Annotated in this window: 14 protein-coding genes; 8 read left to right on the top strand and 6 right to left on the bottom strand. The window is 71.2% G+C overall.

All coding sequences use genetic code 11. The features are described from left to right. Positions 1-72: 72 nt before the first annotated feature. From POF73_RS23775 to POF73_RS23765, 3 genes are all read right to left on the bottom strand, one after another. On the bottom strand, positions 73-489 hold the full coding sequence (locus POF73_RS23775; RefSeq protein ID WP_272118799.1) for a hypothetical protein: 417 nt from the start codon (positions 487-489) through the stop codon (positions 73-75). Positions 490-655: 166 nt separating this feature from the next. After that, on the bottom strand, positions 656-2,449 hold the full coding sequence (locus POF73_RS23770) for a sulfatase (RefSeq protein WP_443049618.1): 1,794 nt from the start codon (positions 2,447-2,449) through the stop codon (positions 656-658). Between the two features lie 506 nt (positions 2,450-2,955). Beyond that, entirely contained in the window at positions 2,956-4,593 is a 1,638-nt protein-coding gene (locus POF73_RS23765) for an acyl-CoA synthetase (RefSeq protein ID WP_272118794.1), read from the bottom strand. 178 nt (positions 4,594-4,771) lie between these two features. On the opposite strand from POF73_RS23765, the gene POF73_RS23760 reads away from it, so the two are divergent. The 6 genes from POF73_RS23760 (at position 4,772) to POF73_RS23735 (ending at position 10,250) form a co-directional block, all read left to right on the top strand. Continuing rightward, positions 4,772-5,572 (top strand): crotonase/enoyl-CoA hydratase family protein, encoded by an 801-nt coding sequence (locus POF73_RS23760; protein WP_272118792.1) that lies wholly within the window; start codon positions 4,772-4,774, stop codon positions 5,570-5,572. Positions 5,573-5,585: 13 nt separating this feature from the next. Then, entirely contained in the window at positions 5,586-6,593 is a 1,008-nt protein-coding gene (locus tag POF73_RS23755; protein ID WP_272118790.1) for a Zn-ribbon domain-containing OB-fold protein, read from the top strand. Continuing rightward, positions 6,590-7,639: a thiolase domain-containing protein gene (locus tag POF73_RS23750; RefSeq protein ID WP_272118788.1), complete on the top strand. Its 1,050-nt coding sequence runs from the start codon at positions 6,590-6,592 to the stop codon at positions 7,637-7,639. Before POF73_RS23755 ends, POF73_RS23750 begins: the two co-directional genes overlap by 4 nt. Beyond that, positions 7,636-8,802: a thiolase domain-containing protein gene (locus POF73_RS23745; protein ID WP_272118785.1), complete on the top strand. Its 1,167-nt coding sequence runs from the start codon at positions 7,636-7,638 to the stop codon at positions 8,800-8,802. Before POF73_RS23750 ends, POF73_RS23745 begins: the two co-directional genes overlap by 4 nt. Before the next feature lie 118 nt (positions 8,803-8,920). After that, positions 8,921-9,166, top strand: coding sequence for a DUF397 domain-containing protein (locus POF73_RS23740; RefSeq protein ID WP_272118783.1), 246 nt, complete (start codon positions 8,921-8,923; stop codon positions 9,164-9,166). 178 nt (positions 9,167-9,344) lie between these two features. Continuing rightward, complete coding sequence (locus tag POF73_RS23735; protein WP_272118781.1) at positions 9,345-10,250, top strand: universal stress protein; 906 nt, start codon at positions 9,345-9,347, stop codon at positions 10,248-10,250. A gap of 39 nt (positions 10,251-10,289) precedes the next feature. Here the strand turns inward: POF73_RS23735 and POF73_RS23730 are convergent, their stop codons facing one another. Further along, a complete protein-coding gene (locus POF73_RS23730) occupies positions 10,290-11,213 on the bottom strand; it encodes a phosphotransferase family protein (RefSeq protein WP_272118780.1) in 924 nt (307 codons plus the stop codon). Positions 11,214-11,384: 171 nt separating this feature from the next. On the opposite strand from POF73_RS23730, the gene POF73_RS23725 reads away from it, so the two are divergent. Both POF73_RS23725 and POF73_RS23720 read left to right on the top strand, forming a co-directional pair. After that, positions 11,385-11,882: a hypothetical protein gene (locus POF73_RS23725; RefSeq protein ID WP_272118777.1), complete on the top strand. Its 498-nt coding sequence runs from the start codon at positions 11,385-11,387 to the stop codon at positions 11,880-11,882. A gap of 269 nt (positions 11,883-12,151) precedes the next feature. Beyond that, the gene (locus POF73_RS23720; RefSeq protein ID WP_272118821.1) at positions 12,152-14,386 is read left to right on the top strand and encodes a glycoside hydrolase family 95 protein; all 2,235 of its coding nucleotides are present in this window, start codon (positions 12,152-12,154) and stop codon (positions 14,384-14,386) included. 13 nt (positions 14,387-14,399) lie between these two features. On the opposite strand, the gene POF73_RS23715 is transcribed toward POF73_RS23720, so the two are convergent. Both POF73_RS23715 and POF73_RS23710 read right to left on the bottom strand, forming a co-directional pair. After that, a complete protein-coding gene (locus POF73_RS23715; protein WP_272118775.1) occupies positions 14,400-16,298 on the bottom strand; it encodes an N-acetylmuramoyl-L-alanine amidase in 1,899 nt (632 codons plus the stop codon). 317 nt (positions 16,299-16,615) lie between these two features. Continuing rightward, entirely contained in the window at positions 16,616-17,764 is a 1,149-nt protein-coding gene (locus tag POF73_RS23710; protein ID WP_272118773.1) for an aminoglycoside phosphotransferase family protein, read from the bottom strand. Positions 17,765-17,904: the final 140 nt, after the last annotated feature.

Genomic DNA, 17,904 nt, shown 5'->3' with positions numbered 1-17,904 from the left:
GCGCGGGCGAGGGTGCGCGACCGGGTGGGTGTTGTGGCCGCGTCGGCGCGGCCGCGTGGGCCTACGGGTGCCTCAGCGGTCGACCCGGCGCCGGTACCGCACATAACCGGCGGTGAGCCCCAGCGCACCGACGGCCAGACCCGCTCCCAGGGCCACCTCGAAGTCCGCCGGTCCCGTGATACCGCCCAGGCCGCCCCGTACTCCCTGCGTGGGGAGCGGCGAGAGTGTGGGGACCGGCGACGGCACCGTCACACCGCGCCGGGGCAGGATCTCGCAGGCGATGCCGTCGTCCACGCCCTGGTCCTGGTCCAGACGGTGCGGGTCGCGGGGGTCGCGGTTGAACTCCGCCTGCGCGTCCTCCTGGAAGGCGAAGTCCCTGCAGTCCAGATCGGTGCGGGCGAGGGCCGCGTGGGCCATGGGGGCCGCCGGGCCGGCGGTGACGAGAAGGGTGAGCGCGGTCGCGCACAGCGCGGGCATGCGTCTCTTCACGGACGATCCCTTTCGGTCCTGAGGTCTCGACGACCGTCACTGTGACCGTAGGGACGCCTTCCGCGCACCGTCGCGTCCTGTTACGCCGTACGCATTACGCCCTGCGCATCAACGCCGTCCGGGCATCGCCGATCGACGATGCCCGGACGGCGCAGCGCGTGCGTGCTCAGGGCGCCTGAGGCCCGTACGCCGTCATGAACCGGTCCCGGAAGCTGTCCATGCCCCAGGTCGGGGCGTTCTGGGCGGGCTTGAGGCCGTCCGTCCAGTGCCAGTCGGCGATCCGGTCCAGGACCTTCTGGTCACGTGCGACGATCGTGACGGGGACGTCCTTGCTCGTGCTGCCGGCGGTGACCGTCGGGACGGGCTGGTGGTCGCCGAGGAAGACGAGGACCGTGTCGTCGGTGCCGTAGCGCTGGACCCATTCGGTGAGGCTGTGGATCGAGTACTCGATGGCACGGCGGTACTCGGTGCGCACGCGCTCGGGGTCCTTCCAGACCTCCTTGGGGTCGGTGCCCTCCTTCTTGATCTGATGGAAGACCGAGCCGTCACCGAGGTCGTCCCAGTCGACCATGCGGGCGATGGGCGACCAGGGGTTGTGGCTGGAGGCCAGGATGATCTCCGCCATGATCGGCTCGCGGTCCTTCTTGCCGTGCTCCAGCCGCTGGAAGGCCTCCAGACTGAACTGGTCGGGCACGGGCGTCCAGCTGAAGTACGGGCCCTGGTAGCCGAGGTGCTCGGAGTCGTAGATGTGGTCGAGAGCGAAGAACTTGCCCTCGGGCCAGGCCCGCCGCACGCCGGGCACGACACCGACCGTGCGCCAGGCGCCGGTCTTGCGGAAGTAGCTGTTCAGCGTCGCGCGGTCGCTGGTGGTCAGACTTCGGTACCGCTGCTGGTTCTTGATCCAGAGGCCGGAGAGGAAGGTGGAGTGGGCCAGCCAACTGCCCGCCCCCGTCACCGGCGACCGCAGCCAGGCGCTGCGTGACTGGAACCCGGCCGCCTTGAGGGAGTTCGTCCCCTCCTTGAGCGTCGCGTCGATCTGCGGCGCCATCGCCGGGTCGTCGATCGCGACCCGGCCGTAGCTCTCGATGAACGTGAACAGCACGTCCTTGCCGCGCAGCCCCGTCAGCAACTGGTCCGGCGGCGTCTTGGCGAAGGCGTCCACGGCCGCCTGCTTCTGGAAGACCCGCCCGTCCTTCAGGCCCGCGCGCACCTGCTCGACACGGTTGTTGAGGAACTCGGCGTTGCCCTTGGTGGCGAGCGGGACGCCGGCGATCTGGATGCTCAGGGTCATACAGGTGATCCACGCGGTACCGAGGATCAGCGTCGTACGGGCGGCGACGGGCCGGTGCCGGACCATGAGGTTCGTGACCCGCACCATCGCGAGCGTCATCAGCACGAGCACGGCGACGAGCAGGACGATCACCCCGACCACCGCGAGCACCTGACCGGTACGCCCGAACGACTCCCGGACGAACTCCGCCGCGTCGTCGAGCAGGATCCAGTCCAGGACCAGGTCGAACGGGCGGGCCAGGACCTGGTAGAAGCCCATGTCGACGAACTTCAGCACGGTGAGCAGGCCGAGCAGCGCGCCCGACACCACCGCCATCAGCCGCCGGGACCGCGTCGGCAGCGCCAGCAGCAGGCCCGCGAGCAGGATCCCCTCGGCAGGGAGGCGGAAGAACGCCTCGGCGTCGAGCCGTTCGAGACGGTTCGGCACGAGGAGCGCGAAGAGCAGAAGCGCGCCGGCCAGGACCGTCGTCCCCACACTGACGCCGCGAGCCGTACGGGGGTAGCGACGCCGCCAGCCGAACCAGCCGGGGGAGGGGGAGCCGGACGGCTCCGCGGAGAGGCTCGCCTTGGCTTCGTCGCTCGGCTCAGCGTCATCGCCTGCCTTGGTGGCCTCGCTCGACTCAGCCTCGCCGTCTGCTTCGACCGCCTGGCCCGCCTTGTCCTCATCGATGGCGTTGGCCGCCTGGCCTGCGTCGGCGTCATCGCGCGCTTTGCCCGCCTCGCCTGCCTCAGCCTCATCGCTCGCCGTGGCCGCTTCGTCCGCCTCGACGGCTTCGACGGCTTCGGCCGACCCGACCGCCTGTGCCGTCTCGGCTGCGTCGGAGGCGTCGCCTCTCTCACTCGCCCTAGCCGTCTTGGCCGCCACAGCCGTCTTGGCCGCCTCGGCCGTCTCGGTCGATTCGGCCACCTCGGCCGTCTTGGCCGATGCAGCCGCCTTGGCAGCCGTCCCGGCCGCGGCAGCCGTCCCGGCCGCGGCGGCTGCCCCGCCCGCCCCGCCCGCTTCCTTCGTCCCCGCTTCTTCCGTCTCGTGCGTTACTTCCTCTGCCGCCTCCTGTGACACCCGGAGGACCTCCCGTGCGGTCTTGCGATGGCATGGCGAACAGCGCCCGAAGACCGGGCCTGCCACCACGAGTACGTCCGCACGTCACCTTAGGTTCAATCGGACCTGTCCGGAATTCATCCGTCCGCCGCCACCGCCACCTCACGCGCCCACCGGTAGTCCGCCTTGCCGCTGGGCGAGCGCCGAATGGACTCGGTGATCACCAGCTGGCGCGGGATCTTGTAGCCGGCGAGATGGGAGCGGCAGTGCGTCTGGATGTCCGCCAGCGAAGGGCGCACCGCACCCGTCCGCAACTGCACCACGGCCGCCACATGGTTTCCCCACCTGGCGTCCGGCACCCCGGCCACCAGCGCGTCGTACACATCGGGATGGGACTTGAGAGCCTGCTCGACCTCCTCGGGGTACACCTTTTCGCCCCCGGTGTTGATGCACTGCGAGCCACGGCCCAGCACGGTGACGACGCCCTCCTCGTCGACCGTGGCCATGTCGCCGAGCAGCACCCATCGCTCGCCGTCCTTCTCGAAGAAGGTCTCGGCGGTTTTCCCCGGGTCGTTGTAGTAGCCGAGCGGCACATGTCCGCACTGCGCCACCCGGCCCACCTCGCCCACCGCGACCGGCTCGTGGGTGGCCGGATCGACCACCTGCGTACGGGAGTTGACGCGGATACGGAAGCCGCGCTCCGGGCCGGAGTCCTCGGTCGCGGTGCCGTTGAAGCCGGACTCCGAGGAGCCGAAGTTGTTGAGCAGCAGCACGTTGGGGACCAGCTCCTGGAACTGCCGGCGCACCGTGTCGGACATGATCGCGCCGGACGACGACACGCTGAACATCGACGAGCAGTCCGTACCCTTCATGGGCCCGCTGAGCGCGTCGACCAGCGGCCGCAGCATCGCGTCGCCGACCAGCGACATACTGGTGACCTTCTCCTTCTCGATCGTCCGCAGGACCTCCTCCGGCACGTACTTGCGGTGGATCACCACACGCTGGCCGAAGTTGAAGCCGATGAAGGCGGTCAGTGTGGACGTCCCGTGCATCAGCGGGGCGGTGGGGAAGAAGGTGATCCCGTCACCGCCCGCCGCCACCCGCTCGGCGAGTTCCTCCGGCTTCTGTACCGGCTCACCGGTCGGCGCTCCGCCACCCAGCCCCGAGAAGAACAGGTCCTCCTGACGCCACATCACACCCTTGGGCATCCCGGTGGTGCCGCCGGTGTAGATGATGAACTGGTCGTCCCCGGACCGTGCCGGGAACCCGCGCTCGGGCGACCCGGCGGCCTCGGCGTCCGCGAAGGCGACGGCGGGCACGGACGCCCGGACCGGTGCATCGGCCGCACCCGGCGCCGGGTCGCCCTTTCGCACCAGATGCCGCAGCCCGTCCACCCGAGGCAGCGCCGCCGCCACCCGGTCCGTGAACTCGGCGTCGAAGACCAGGGCCACCAGATCGGCGTCCTGGTAGAGGTACACCAACTCCTCTTCCACGTAGCGGTAGTTGACGTTGACCGGAACGATCCGCGCCTTCAGGCAGCCCAGCACCGTCTGCACATACTCGACGCCGTTGTAGAGGTGGAGCCCGAGGTGCTCGCCGGGACGTATCCCGCTGTCGATCAGATGGTGGCCGATCCGGTTGGCGGCCGCGTCCAGCTCCGCGTACGTCAGGCGGCGCTCCGCACCCGTGCCCGGGTGGTCGACGTACACGAGCGCCTCGCGGTCGGGAACCGCGTCGACGACCGACTCGAACAGGTCGGCAAGGTTGTACTCCACCGCTCCTCCTGGACCTCGACAGGGCCTGGCTCTCCGACGGTTCGCCGGTCATCAGAGCAAAGGGCGGCACAACTGTGAAGCCTCCGCGCAAAAGAATCTGACTGTCTGTCAGAAAACCCTTGAAGTGCTCTGCCGCCTACTGCAACCTGTTCTCGTTCTGTCAGAGGGGAGACGGCTCATGGGTGGGACGGAACACCTCACGATGCGGCGCGAGGGCGCCACACTGGTGCTCACGCTCAACAGGCCCGAGGCGAAGAACGCGCTCTCGTTGCCGATGCTGGTGGGTCTCTACGACGGCTGGGTCGAGGCCGACGCCGACGACTCGGTCCGCTCGATCGTGTTCACCGGAGCGGGGGGCTGCTTCTGCGCGGGCATGGACCTCAAGGCCCTCGCCGGCAACGGCATGACGGGTCAGCAGTACCGCGACCGGCTCAAGGCCGATCCCGACCTGCACTGGAAGGCGATGCTGCGCCACCATCGCCCTCGCAAGCCGGTGATCGCGGCCGTCGAGGGGCATTGCGTGGCGGGCGGCACCGAGATGCTCCAGGGCACGGACATCCGGGTCGCCGGCGAGTCGGCCACCTTCGGGCTCTTCGAGGTCAAGCGGGGTCTGTTCCCGATCGGCGGCTCCACGGTCCGCCTGCAACGCCAGATCCCGCGCACCCACGCCCTGGAGATGCTGCTCACCGGCCGTCCCTACAGCGCTCGCGAGGCGGCCGACATCGGTCTGATCGGCCATGTCGTCCCCGACGGCACGGCCCTCGACAAGGCCCTGGAGATCGCCGACCTGGTCAACGCCTGCGGACCGCTCGCCGTGGAGGCCGTGAAGGCGTCCGTGTACGAGACCGCCGAGATGACCGAGACCGACGGTCTCGCCGCCGAACTGAAGCGCGGCTGGCCGATCTTCGACACCGCCGACGCGAAGGAAGGCGCCCGCGCCTTCGCGGAGAAGCGGTCACCCGACTACAAGCGAGCCTGACGAGGGAGCCATCGTGCCGGACGTTCTCAAAGCCCCCCTGGTCGTCGAGTTCCCCTTCACCCGCTCCCTCGGCCCCGTCCAGAGCGCCTTCCTCACCGGCCTGCGCGAACGCGTCGTCCTCGGAGTGCGCACCGGAGACGGCCGCACCCTCGTCCCACCCGTCGAGTACGACCCCGTCACCGCCGAGGAGATCCGCGACCTGGTCGAGGTCGCCCCCACCGGCACGGTCACCACCTGGGCCTGGAACCACGCCCCGCGCCGCGACCAGCCCCTCGACACGCCCTTCGCCTGGGTCCTGGTCCGCCTAGACGGCGCCGACACCGCCCTTCTGCACGCCCTCGACGCCCCCGGCCCCGACGCCGTGCGCACCGGCATGCGGGTCCGGATCCGCTGGGCGGGGGAACGCGTCGGCGCGATCACCGACATCGCCTGCTTCGAGCCGTACGACGACAGCCCGAGCGGAAACGGCCGCGAGGTCGGCGGAACGGCCGAGCCAGCGCTTCGCACCGGTGAGGCCGAACCGGCTGTTCGCACCGGCGAGTTCGAGGATCCGGTCACCGGCATCGTCGCCCCGGCCCGCCTCGACTACACCTACTCGCCCGGCCGCGCCCAGACCGCCTACATCAACGCGCTGGCCGAACACCGCAACGTCGGCGAGCGATGCCCGTCCTGCCGCAAGGTGTACGTCCCGCCGAGGGGTGCGTGCCCCACATGTGGCCTCGCCACATCGGAACAGGTCGAAGTAGGGCCCCACGGCACAGTCACCACGTTCTGCATCGTCAACATCAAGGCTGCTCATACGGCGAATCTCGACATCGAAGTGCCCTACGTCTACGCCCACATCGCCCTCGACGGCGCCGGCCTCGCCCTGCACGGGCGGATCGGCGGGATCCCCTACGACCAGGTGCGCATGGGTCTGCGGGTCGAACCGGTGTGGACGGAGGGTGCCCGCTACCCCGACCACTACCGGCCCACGGGCGAGCCCGACGCGGACTACGACACCTACCGGGAGCTGCTGTGAACCGCGAGATCGCCGTAGTCGCCTTCGCACAGACCGACCACCGGCGCACCAGCGAGGAGCACTCCGAGGTGGAGATGCTCATGCCCGTGCTGCACGAGGTACTGGCGCAGACCGGCCTGAAGACCGCCGACATCGGCTTCACCTGCTCCGGCTCCAGCGACTACCTCGCCGGCCGCGCCTTCTCCTTCACCCTCGCCCTCGACGGCGTAGGCGCCTGGCCGCCGATCTCCGAGTCGCACGTCGAGATGGACGGCGCGTGGGCGCTGTACGAGGCGTGGACCAAGCTCTTGACCGGGGACGCCGACACCGCGCTCGTCTACTCCTACGGCAAGTCCTCACCCGGCCCCCTGCGCGACGTCCTCACCCGCCAGCTCGACCCCTACTACGTCGCCCCTCTGTGGCCGGACTCCATAGCCCTGGCCGCCCTCCAGGCCCAGGCCCTCATCGACGCCGGCGACACGGACGAACCCGCCCTCGCCGCGGTGGCCGCCCGCAGCCGCGCGGACGCCACCGACAACTCCCATGCCCAGCTGCGGGGTTCGGTTCCGCAGGGCGAGTACGTCGTACGACCGCTGCGTACCGGTGACTGCCCGCCCATCGGCGACGGAGCCGCCGCCGTGATCCTCGCGGCGGGGGAGCGGGCCCGCGAGCTGTGCGACCGGCCCGCCTGGATCCGCGGCATCGATCACCGCATCGAGGCTCACAGTCTCGGGGTGCGCGACCTGACCGACTCGCCCTCGGCGCGCCTCGCCGCGGAGAAGGCGGGCGCGTTCGAACGGCCCGTCGACACCGCCGAGTTGCATGCGCCCTTCACCGCGCAGGAGGTCGTGCTGCGCAAGGCGCTCAAGCTCGACGGCGGCGTACGCGTCAACCCGTCCGGCGGGGCGCTCGCCGCGAACCCTGTCATGGCCGCCGGGCTCATCCGCATCGGCGAGGCCGCGGCCCGGGTCCACCGGGGCGAATCCGACCGCGCCCTCGCACACGCCACGTCCGGCCCCTGCCTCCAACAGAACCTGGTCGCCGTACTCGAAGGGGATCCGCGATGAGCAAGGAGCCCGTGGCCGTCGTGGGCGTCGGTCAGACCAAGCACGTCGCGGCGCGCCGGGACGTGTCGATCGCCGGGCTCGTCCGGGAGGCCGCTGGGCGGGCCCTCGACGACGCCGAGTTGACGTGGGCGGACGTCGACGCCGTGGTCATCGGCAAGGCGCCCGACTTCTTCGAGGGCGTGATGATGCCGGAGCTGTACCTCGCCGACGCCCTCGGCGCGGTCGGCAAGCCCATGCTCCGGGTGCACACGGCCGGGTCGGTCGGCGGATCCACGGCCCTGGTCGCCGCCAACCTGGTCGCGGCCCGTGTGCACGGCACCGTGCTGACGCTGGCCTTCGAGAAGCAGTCCGAGTCCAACGCCATGTGGGGACTGTCCCTGCCGATCCCCTTCCAGCAGCCCCTGCTGGCCGGCGCGGGCGGCTTCTTCGCGCCGCACGTGCGCGCGTACATGCGGCGCAGCGGCGCACCCGACACGGTCGGCTCCCTGGTGGCGTACAAGGACCGGCGCAACGCGCTGAAGAACCCCTACGCCCATCTGCATGAGCACGACATCACCCTGGAGAAGGTCCAGGCCTCGCCGATGCTGTGGGACCCGATCCGCTACTCGGAGACCTGCCCCTCCTCCGACGGCGCCTGCGCGATGATCCTCACCGACCGGGCCGGAGCCGCTCGTGCGCCCAGGCCGCCCGCCTGGATGCTCGGCGGCGCCATGCGCAGCGAGCCCACCCTCTTCGCGGGCAAGGACGCCGTGTCGCCGCAGGCCGGCAAGGACTGTGCGGCGGATGTGTACCGGCAGGCCGGGATCGCCGACCCGCGCCGGGACATCGACGCCGTCGAGATGTATGTGCCGTTCTCCTGGTACGAGCCCATGTGGCTGGAGAACCTCGGCTTCGCCGCCGAGGGCGAGGGCTGGAAGCTCACCGAGTCCGGGGTGACGGAACTCGACGGTGACCTGCCGGTGAACATGTCCGGCGGCGTCCTGTCCACCAACCCCATCGGGGCCTCCGGCATGATCCGTTTCGCGGAGGCGGCCCTTCAGGTGCGCGGACAGGCCGGGGAACACCAGGTCGAGCGGGCCCGGAAGGTGCTGGGACATGCCTACGGCGGTGGGTCCCAGTTCTTCTCGATGTGGCTGGTGGGCGCCGCGCCCCCCGACGCCTGAGACCTTTCGCCGGAGGGCGGTGGAGACGCCTCCGCAAAGGTCCCCCTCACGTGGCCTGTTGGCACTCGGGACCGATCGCTAGGCTGGCCGCGGACGACGAACCGGGAGGAGCACGGACGTGGCCGAGAGCACCATCCAGCAGCAGCCGCCGCTCGCGGGCTGGGACAAGCCGGAGCTGGACCTCAGCAGCGCCGAGTGGCACTCAAGCAGCCGTGGCGTGGGCGATGTCCAGATCGCCTTTGTCGAGGGCTTCATCGCGATGCGCAACAGCGGCCGCCCGGAGAGCCCTTCCCTGATCTTCACCCCCGCCGAGTGGGGCGCCTTCGTGTCGGGTGCGAGGGAGGGCGAGTTCGACCTGACGTGACGCACGGGCCCGGGTGAGCCGGCGGGCGGTCGCCCCGCACGCCGGCCGCCTTCGGGCCGATCCGGGTGTGTTCCGCCCGTTTTTCCGGACACGTGACCTTGAGGACCCCCCTGAGGGCGACGCCTGAGCCAGGCTGGCCCCGGGATCGGGAAGGTCGTATTCCGGAGGTGAGGAACCCATGAGCACCCTGCCGGTCATCGCGGCGGTCGACGGTTCGGACGACAGCCTCGTCGCGCTGGACTGGGCCTTCGACACCGCGCTGGTGCGCGAGGCGCCCCTGCGGGTGGTCCACGTGCAGCAGTACGCATCCTGGGCCGGGCCCGAGGTCCTGCCCGCCGGGCAGCCCACACCGGACGACGATCCGGTGCTCGACCGGGTACGCCGCTATCTGGAGGGCCGCATCGAGCGGCCCGTCATGGAGTACCTCGCGCTGGAGGGGGTGCCCGGTGCGGTGCTGCCGGAACTGAGCTCCACCGCCGGACTGCTGGTCCTGGGCAGTCGCGGCCGGGGCGGCTTCAGCGGACTGCTGCTCGGCTCCAACGGCATGGCCGCCGCACGCGACGCCGAGTGCCCGGTCGTCGTGGTGCCCAAGCCGGGGCGCCCGGTCCACGAGGGGATGCCCGTCGAGCCGGGGCCGCGGGTCGTCGTCGGCCTTCAGGTCGACAGCCCCGACGAGGCCGCGCTGTCCTTCGCCTTCGCGGAGGCCGCCCTGCGCGGCGCCCGCCTCCAGGTCGTCGCCGCCTACGCATGGCCCCTGCACCTCTGGACGGCGGTGACCGCGCAGGTCATGCAGCCGTCCGAGGATCAGGACGCCGTCGAGGCCGCGACCCGCACCCTCGCCGAGGGCTTCCTCGCCCCGCACCGCGGACGCCACCCGGACGTCCACGCCGAGCCGTACGTGGCCCCGGGCGACGCGGCGGGTCACCTCGTGGCGGCCTCCAGGGACGCGGACCTCGTCGTCGTGGGCCGGCACCGGCGACGCCTGCTGGCCCCCGCCCGCATGATGGGCTCGGTCACCCACGCGGTCCTGTTGCACGCCCCGAGCCCGATCGCTGTGGTGCCGCCCGCACGGCCCGAGGGATGAGCGGCCCGGCCCGCCGCGCGGTCGGGTGCCCCGGCCCGGTCACTCGATGCCGAACCAGGCCCGGGCCAGCGACGGCAGGGTGCCGTCGGCCGGGGCGCCCAACTCCCGTAGATACCAAGGCAGGTTGCTGTACACGTGCAGCAGGGTGTACGCCAGCAGCTCGTCCGGGTCGAAGACGGTGCCGTACGCGTTGGCGAGGCGGGCCAGCAGCCACGGGTCGCCCCGCGTGACGAACACGCCCACGCCGACGAAGTCGTAGGCCCGGTCCCCGATCATGGCCGGCTCGAAGTCGTAGAGGCCGGTCAGCCGCCAGCCGTCGGGATCGACTAGGAAGTGCTGCCGCATGACCTCGGTGTGCAGCAAGGAACGCCGTGGAGTGCGCGGCAGCGGGACCGAGCCGAGGAACTCGGGGATCTGCTCCAGCCACTCGGCCGACAGCCCGCGTCCACGCTGCCGCTCCACGGCCCCGGCACGCTGCCGGTCCACGAACGCGCCCCAGTCCCCGGGCCCGAGGACGTCTTCGAGTGGCCCGGGATCGACCGTGTGGAGCACGGCGAGGGCCTCACCGATCTCGGCCACCAGGCGCTCGCGGTCGGCACGCGGAACGCGGTTCCAGACGCCGGCCAGGTTCTCGCCGTGCAGGCGTGACATCAGTACGTACCGCCAGCCGTTCTCGTACCCGCCCGCGTCGTGCACCTGCGGCGTCGGTACCGGCAGGAGCCCCTGGAGATGGGACAGGACCCGGCCCTCGGCCTCGCCGTCCCGGGCGGCCGCGCCGGGGAACAGCTTGAGGACGTGTTCGTCGCCCACGGCGTACACCGGCTGCGACCCGTCGGGGAAACGGATCAGCGGGGTTCCGGCCAGGCCGAGGCGGGCACACAGGTCCTCCGCGCCGGGCCGCATGACGGTTTCGTCGGGGACGACCGCGTCCCATTCCTCGTCCGTTTCCACCGGAGGCAGCATGATCGCGACCGTAGGGCGCCCCCTGCCGGGCGGCAACGGATTTGCGTGGCGTCCGGCCGCGCGGCAGGGCAGCCGCGACCCCGCGCCCACGGGTGCGGGAGCGGTGGGGGAGCAACGCCCGAACCTCTGCCCGCACGTCACGGAGCAGGTTCGGCCACGTACCATGGCGACATGTCGTTCCTCCGCCGCCGCAGTGCCACGCCCGCCGGGCCCGACTTCGACGTACTGGCCATGGACCCGGGCGACTGGCCGGGCAATCTGGGCGCCGGGCTGCTGCCCGCCCCGGACGGCAGCTGTCAGGGTGTCTTCCTGCGTTACGACCTCTTCGGCGGCCGCGGCCCCGCGATGATCATCGGCAACCTCCCGGAGGGCTCGCCGGCCCGCGAGGTCACCGAGGGCGAGATCCCGTTCGAGGTCGCGCAGCTGCTGCTGGCCCTGGAGAACGACGAGGAGATCACCGTCGTCGGCAGCGAGGACGTGCCGGTGATGCAGGGCGACAACCTCCTGATCGTGCGCCGTCTGAAGCTCTCCGAGAGCCGGATCTCCTGCGTGCAGTTCGACCGCAGCGACAACGTCCTGGTCACCATCGCCGCCTGGGACCGCCCCATCACCGACGACCTGTACGCCCTGTTGAAGCCGCTGCCCGCGGAGCTCTTCCAGCAGGGCTGAACCGCCGGTCACCCCCCCCGGACAGTCATGGCCCCGATTGATCGGGGCCTTGTTTGTGTTGTCATGACCCTTGCCGCAGAGTCATCGGATCTCTAGCGTGAGGGGTCATGTCGTATGAGTCTCAGGGGATCACCCGAAGAAATACGTTAAAGGCAGCGGTCGGAGGGGCGGTCGGAGGACCCGGCGGGCTGGCCCTTGGGGCGGGTATCGCAGAAGCCGTCGCCGATGATTCCTCCGATGTGTCGGCCGACGTGTCCACGGGGCCGTCGGTGCTCTGGTACGCCGCCCCGGCCGCCGACTGGGAACGCGAGGCCCTGCCCATCGGCAGCGGCGCGCTCGGTGCCATGGTGTTCGGCACCCTCGCCTCCGAACGGCTGCAGTTCAACGAGAAGACCCTCTGGACCGGCGGGCCCGGCTCCGCGCAGGGCTACGACCACGGCAACTGGCGCGAGCCCCGCCCCGGCGCGATCACCGCGGTCCAGGACGACCTCGACGCGCGCACCAAGCTCGCCCCCGAGTCCGTGGCCGACCGGCTCGGCCAGCCACGGACCGGCTACGGCTCCCACCAGACCTTCGGCGACCTCCACCTCGACCTGCCCGGCGCACCGACCACGACACCGGACGACTACCGTCGCGCGCTCGACCTCGACGCAGCCGTCGCCTCGGTCTCCTACACCCACCAAGGCGTCCGCCACCAAAGGGACTTCTTCGCCTCCCACCCCGACGGCGTGATCGTGGGCCGACTCCACGCCGACCGCCCCGGCAGCGTCACCTTCACCCTGCGCCACACCTCGCCCCGCGCCGACTTCACCGCCACCGCGGCCGACGGCACCCTGACCGTGCGGGGCGCGCTCGCCGACAACGGGCTGCGTTTCGAGGCACAGGTCCGGGTCCGCGCCCAGGGCGGCACCGTGACCTCCCAAGCCGACGGGACCGTCACCGTGACCGGGGCCGACAGCGCCTGGTTCGTGCTCGCCGCGGGCACCGACTACGCCGACACCCACCCCGACTACCGCGGCCCCGACCCGCACACCGCCGTCACCCGTGCCGTACAGCGGGCGGGCGACCGCTACGAGACACTGCTCGCCCGCCACCTGCGCGACCACCGTGCCCTGTTCGGCCGACTCGGCCTGGACATCGGGCAGTCACTCCCGGCGGACGTACCCACGGACCGGCTGCTCTCCTCCTACACCGGCGGTACGAGTGCGGCGGACCGTGCCCTGGAAGCCCTCTACTTCCAGTACGGCCGCTACCTGCTCATCGCCTCCTCACGCCCCGGCTCGCTGCCCGCCAACCTCCAGGGCGTCTGGAACAACAGCACCTCGCCTCCGTGGTCGGCGGACTACCACACCAACATCAACATCCAGATGAACTACTGGCCCGCCGAGGCCGCGAACCTCGCCGAGACGACAGCGCCGTACGACCGCTTCGTCCAGGCACTGCGCGCACCCGGGCGCCGCACCGCACAGGAGATGTTCGGCTCGCGCGGCTGGGTCGTGCACAACGAGACCAACCCGTACGGGTTCACCGGCGTGCACGACTGGGCGACCGCGTTCTGGTTCCCCGAGGCGGCGGCCTGGCTCACCCAGCAGATGTACGAGCACTACCGGTTCAACGGCTCCACCGACTACCTGCGCAGCACCGCGTACCCGGCGATGAAGGAGGCCGCCGAGTTCTGGCTCGACAACCTGCGCACCGACCCACGCGACAGCACCCTGGTCGTCACCCCCAGCTACTCACCCGAGCACGGCGACTTCACGGCCGGCGCCGCCATGTCCCAGCAGATCGTCCACGACCTGTTCACCAGCACCCTCGAAGCGGCCCGGATCCTGGGCGACACACCCGACTTCCGCCGCCGCGTGGAGGAGGCGCTGAACCGGCTCGACCCCGGGCTGCGCATCGGATCCTGGGGCCAACTCCAGGAGTGGAAGGAGGACTTGGACGACCCCGCCGACACCCACCGCCACGTCTCCCACCTGTTCGCTCTCCACCCCGGACGACAGATCGAACCCGGCAGCAAGTGGGCGGAGGCCGCCAAGGTCTCCCTGACCGCACGCGGCGACGGCGGCACCGGCTGGTCCAAGGCCTGGAAGATCAACTTCTGGGCCCGGCTGCGCGACGGCGACCACGCCCACAAGATGCTCCGCGAGCAGCTCAGGTCCTCCACCCTGCCCAACCTCTGGGACACCCACCCGCCGTTCCAGATCGACGGCAACTTCGGCGCCACCTCCGGCGTCGTGGAGATGCTCCTGCAGAGCCAGCACGACGTCATCGAGGTGCTGCCCGCCCTGCCCGCCGCCTGGCCGGCCGGCTCGGTGCGCGGACTGCGCGCCCGCGGCGGTGCCACCCTCGACATCGAGTGGGCCCACGGCCGGGCCACCCGCATCACCCTCAAGGCGTCCCGCACGCGTCAACTCACCGTCCGCAGCGACCTGTTCAAGGACGGGGATCTCACCTTCAGAGCGGTCGCCGGGCGGCGCCACACCTGGGAACGGGAGGACTGACGCGGACCTGCCGTCACCAACCCGACGGCACCACCTGCACATCCTCCGCCCGCACGAACGCCACCCGGTGACCGAACTGGATCTCGTAGTACTGGTCCTTGCCGATCACGACTCGGTGAGAGGCATCGTCGAACGACACCGCGTAGTAGTACTGGCCAGACACACTGTCGCCCAGCGCGTACTGCTGCCCCGCCGGCAGCGTGTACGGCAGCGGCGACACCTCCTGGGCGGGCACGTCCGCCGGATAGGCGGAGGCCTCGGGATAGGCGCGCCCGTACACCGGCACACTGGTCACGCCGTCCTTCGGCGTCACCACCGGCCCGGCCGCGCTCACCGCGGTCGGGCCCTTCCGCGGGTTCTTGAACCACGCCTTCTGGCCCAGGTACCAGATCGCCGTCCACTCGCCCTCCCGGCCGGCGACCGCGTACTGCTGACCGGTCGAGACCCGCGAGGACAGGTCGTTCACGCCCTTGCTCGGGGTCGTGCCCAGACCGATGTCCTTGATCAGGGAATACGACTCGCCGGGCCCGGAGTACAGCCGTACCGCGCTCGAACCGTGGTCGGCGCAGGGCTCGCCCGCGGTGACACAGCCCGTGTACTCGGGCCGGTTGGTGGCGTAGTCGGGGCGGATCGTCACCAGGCCGCCGTACGGGCCGGCGGTGGGCACGATGGGGCGGCCGAGCAGTTCGAAGTAGTGCCGCCAGTCCCAGTACGGGCCCGGGTCGGTGTGCATGCCGCGCACCGCCGAGGAGGTCCCGCCCGGCACGGTGTCGTGGCCGAGGATGTGCTGCCGGTCCAGCGGGATGCCGTACTTGGCGGCGAGATACGTCACCAGCCGGGCCGATGACCGGTACATCGCCTCCGTGTACCAGGCGTCCGGCCGTGCCAGGAAGCCCTCGTGCTCCAGGCCGATCGACTTGGCGTTGATGTACCAGTTGCCCGCGTGCCAGGCCACGTCCTTGGCCTTCACGTGCTGGGCGATGTGGCCGTCGGTGGAGCGCAGCGAGTACTGCCACGACACATAGGTCGGGTCCTGCACCATCTTGAGGACGCCGTCCCAGGTGCCCTCCGTGTCATGGATGACGATGTACCGGATGTTCTGCGACGCCGGACGGTTCCCCAGGTCGTGGTTGCCGTAGTCGCCCTCACCGAACTGCTCGTACGGTGCCGGGACCCACTCGCAGGACACCGTCGGCGGGCACTCGGTCTCACCGGTCTCCAGCGTGCGCAGTCCCGCCCGCCGCAACTGCCCGGTGTCGGGGGAGAGGCGCGGCTGCGCGGCCAGGGCGACCAGTTGGCCCGCGTCCGTACGGCGCTTGTGGCCGGTGCGCAGCACGGCGTAGACGTCGTTCGCGTACGCCGCCGCCGTCGCGGTGTCGTCGGCGCCGGAGAAGCGGGCCACCGCGCCGTACCAGTCCGCCGGATCGGAGCTCAGCGGTCGGCCGAGGGCCTTCTGCTGGGCCGCGAGCAGGGCGGCGCCGCCGGCCACGTTGGCGGCCGGGTCCTTGCGCAGCCGATCCGCGCTCAGTCCGGTCAGTTCGGCCGCCTTGGGCAGCGTCCTGAGGCGGGCCGGCAGCTCGGAGTTCTTCGGCGGCGTCGCCTTCGGATGCAGTGGTGGGCGGGCGCTGTCGCCGCGCGGGTCCTCCGAGCCCTCGCTGTGGTGCGGGGCCTGCTCGGTGAGCGCGGTGCGCGCGTCGGTCAGGTGCATCGGGCCGTAGCCGCCGGTCACGCTGGGCGCCCCGCCGTGCGCGTCCCAGCGGGACTGCAGATAGGAGACGCCGAGCAGGACACTCTGCGGCACGTGGTACTCGGCGGCGGCGGACGCGAAGGCCGACTGGAGACGGTCCCCCGTGTCCCGGGCGTTGGACGGGGCCGCGCCGAGCAACGGGACCAGCAGTGTCGCGGCGGCCATGGCGGTGACGGATCCTCGCAATGCAGCCTCCTGGGACGGTCGGGCGCGATGAGCCGTGCGGGGCCGGGCGTGCGTCAGTGGTACCGGCTGTCCGACGATCCGTCAATCATGCCAAGGGCCGGGTGAATTCCCTTGTCAACCGTGATTCCCGGGAGTTTCGCCGCGACGGCCGCCGGGCCTGCGCGGCGTCAGTGGCGTACACCTGTGCATGCCGTACGGCCATATGGAGGAAGTCATGGCCGCCGTACGCAGGAACGGACACACGAAGGCCCGCGGTACGTCGCTGTCTCAGCGCGTACCGCGGGCCTTCGTCCCCGTCAGCGAGTGCCGACCGCCGCTCGCACGGCCCGGCGGGCCAGCTGGCAGTCGTCGTGCAGCCGCCTCAGCAGAAGCCGCTGTTCCTCGCCGGACGGCGCAGCACCCGGGTGGGCCACTCCCGGTGCCGCCGGGGTCGGGTCGTGCATCGAACGCTGCACGGCCGTCTCATAGGTACGGATCTCACGCGTCAGCACCAGCATCAGGTTCACCAGGAACGCGTCCCGTGACGCCGGGCCCGCCGACTGCGCGATCTGGCTGATCTGCCGCCGGGCCACCGGCGCGTCCCCGAGCACCGACCACAGCGTCGCCAGGTCGTAGCCCGGCAGGTACCAGCCCGCGTGCTCCCAGTCCACCAGCACTGGACCGGCCGGTGAGAGCAGGATGTTCGACAGCAGCGCGTCGCCGTGGCAGAACTGTCCCATGCCCTGCCGGCCCGCGGAGGCCGCGATGCCGTGCAGCAGCTTCTGCAGATCGCCCATGTCCCGGTCGGTGAGCAGACCCAGCTCATGGAACCGGGAGATCCGTTCGGCGTACTCCAGCGGCGCGTCGAACGTGCCCGCGGGCGGCCGCCACGAGTTGAGCCGGCAGATCGCTCCGAGTGCCGCCCGGATGTCCGCCCGCGGCGGCGCCTCCAACGGGTGCCGCTGCAGTGCCGCGACCCGCCCCGGCATCCGCTCGATGACCAGTGTGCAGTTGTCCGGATCCGCCGCGATCAGTCTCGGCACACGCACCGGGGGACGGTGCCGGACGAACGAGCGGTATGCCGCTATCTCGTGCCGGATCCGCTCGGCCCACGTAGGGGAGTGGTCCAGTAAACACTTGGCTACGGCCGTGCTGCGCCCGGTCGTGCCGACCAGAAGGACGGACCGCCCGCTGCGGCGCAGTACCTGAACCGGGGTGAACTCCGGGCAGATCCGGTGCACCGACGCGATCGCCGTACGCAGCTGGGCGCCCTGAGGGCCGGACAAGTCGAGTCTCCCGCTGAGCGGTTGGGTGCCGAGCCCCGGCGCGCGCCGCGGCCGACCCGCACCGAGTACGGGAGCGGGGGCGGCCGTCGGCCGCGCGGGGTCGAGGTAGGGGCCGCTGCCCGCCGGACGGGCTCGCAGCGACCGGGGCGGGGCGGACACGGAGGACGATGCTGCGTACATGGGAGAGACAGATCCCTTCGTGTGCCTGCGACGTCAAAGCGCTGCCCGATCCGGCCGCCCGGGTGCACCCTGGGGAATGTCCCTCGGCGACCGGGTCGGGGTGGCGCGTTCCTACCTGACACCCGATGCCCAGTGGCACA

It is taken from the genome of Streptomyces sp. HD (genome assembly GCF_028369295.1).
Taxonomy (GTDB): Bacteria; Actinomycetota; Actinomycetes; order Streptomycetales; family Streptomycetaceae; genus Streptomyces.
Note: the sequence above shows the minus strand (reverse complement) of the source record. Positions and strands in the feature narration are given on the sequence as shown.

Excerpts from the sequence above, each read along its gene's own strand:
- POF73_RS23760 (WP_272118792.1), top strand. The coding sequence starts at position 4,772 with ATGGGTGGGACGGAACACCTCACGATGCGGCGCGAGGGCGCCACACTG.
- POF73_RS23745 (WP_272118785.1), top strand. The coding sequence starts at position 7,636 with ATGAGCAAGGAGCCCGTGGCCGTCGTGGGCGTCGGTCAGACCAAGCAC.
- POF73_RS23735 (WP_272118781.1), top strand. The coding sequence starts at position 9,345 with ATGAGCACCCTGCCGGTCATCGCGGCGGTCGACGGTTCGGACGACAGC.
- POF73_RS23730 (WP_272118780.1), bottom strand. The coding sequence starts at position 11,213 with ATGCTGCCTCCGGTGGAAACGGACGAGGAATGGGACGCGGTCGTCCCC.
- POF73_RS23725 (WP_272118777.1), top strand. The coding sequence starts at position 11,385 with ATGTCGTTCCTCCGCCGCCGCAGTGCCACGCCCGCCGGGCCCGACTTC.
- POF73_RS23715 (WP_272118775.1), bottom strand. The coding sequence starts at position 16,298 with ATGGCCGCCGCGACACTGCTGGTCCCGTTGCTCGGCGCGGCCCCGTCC.
- POF73_RS23710 (WP_272118773.1), bottom strand. The coding sequence starts at position 17,764 with ATGTACGCAGCATCGTCCTCCGTGTCCGCCCCGCCCCGGTCGCTGCGA.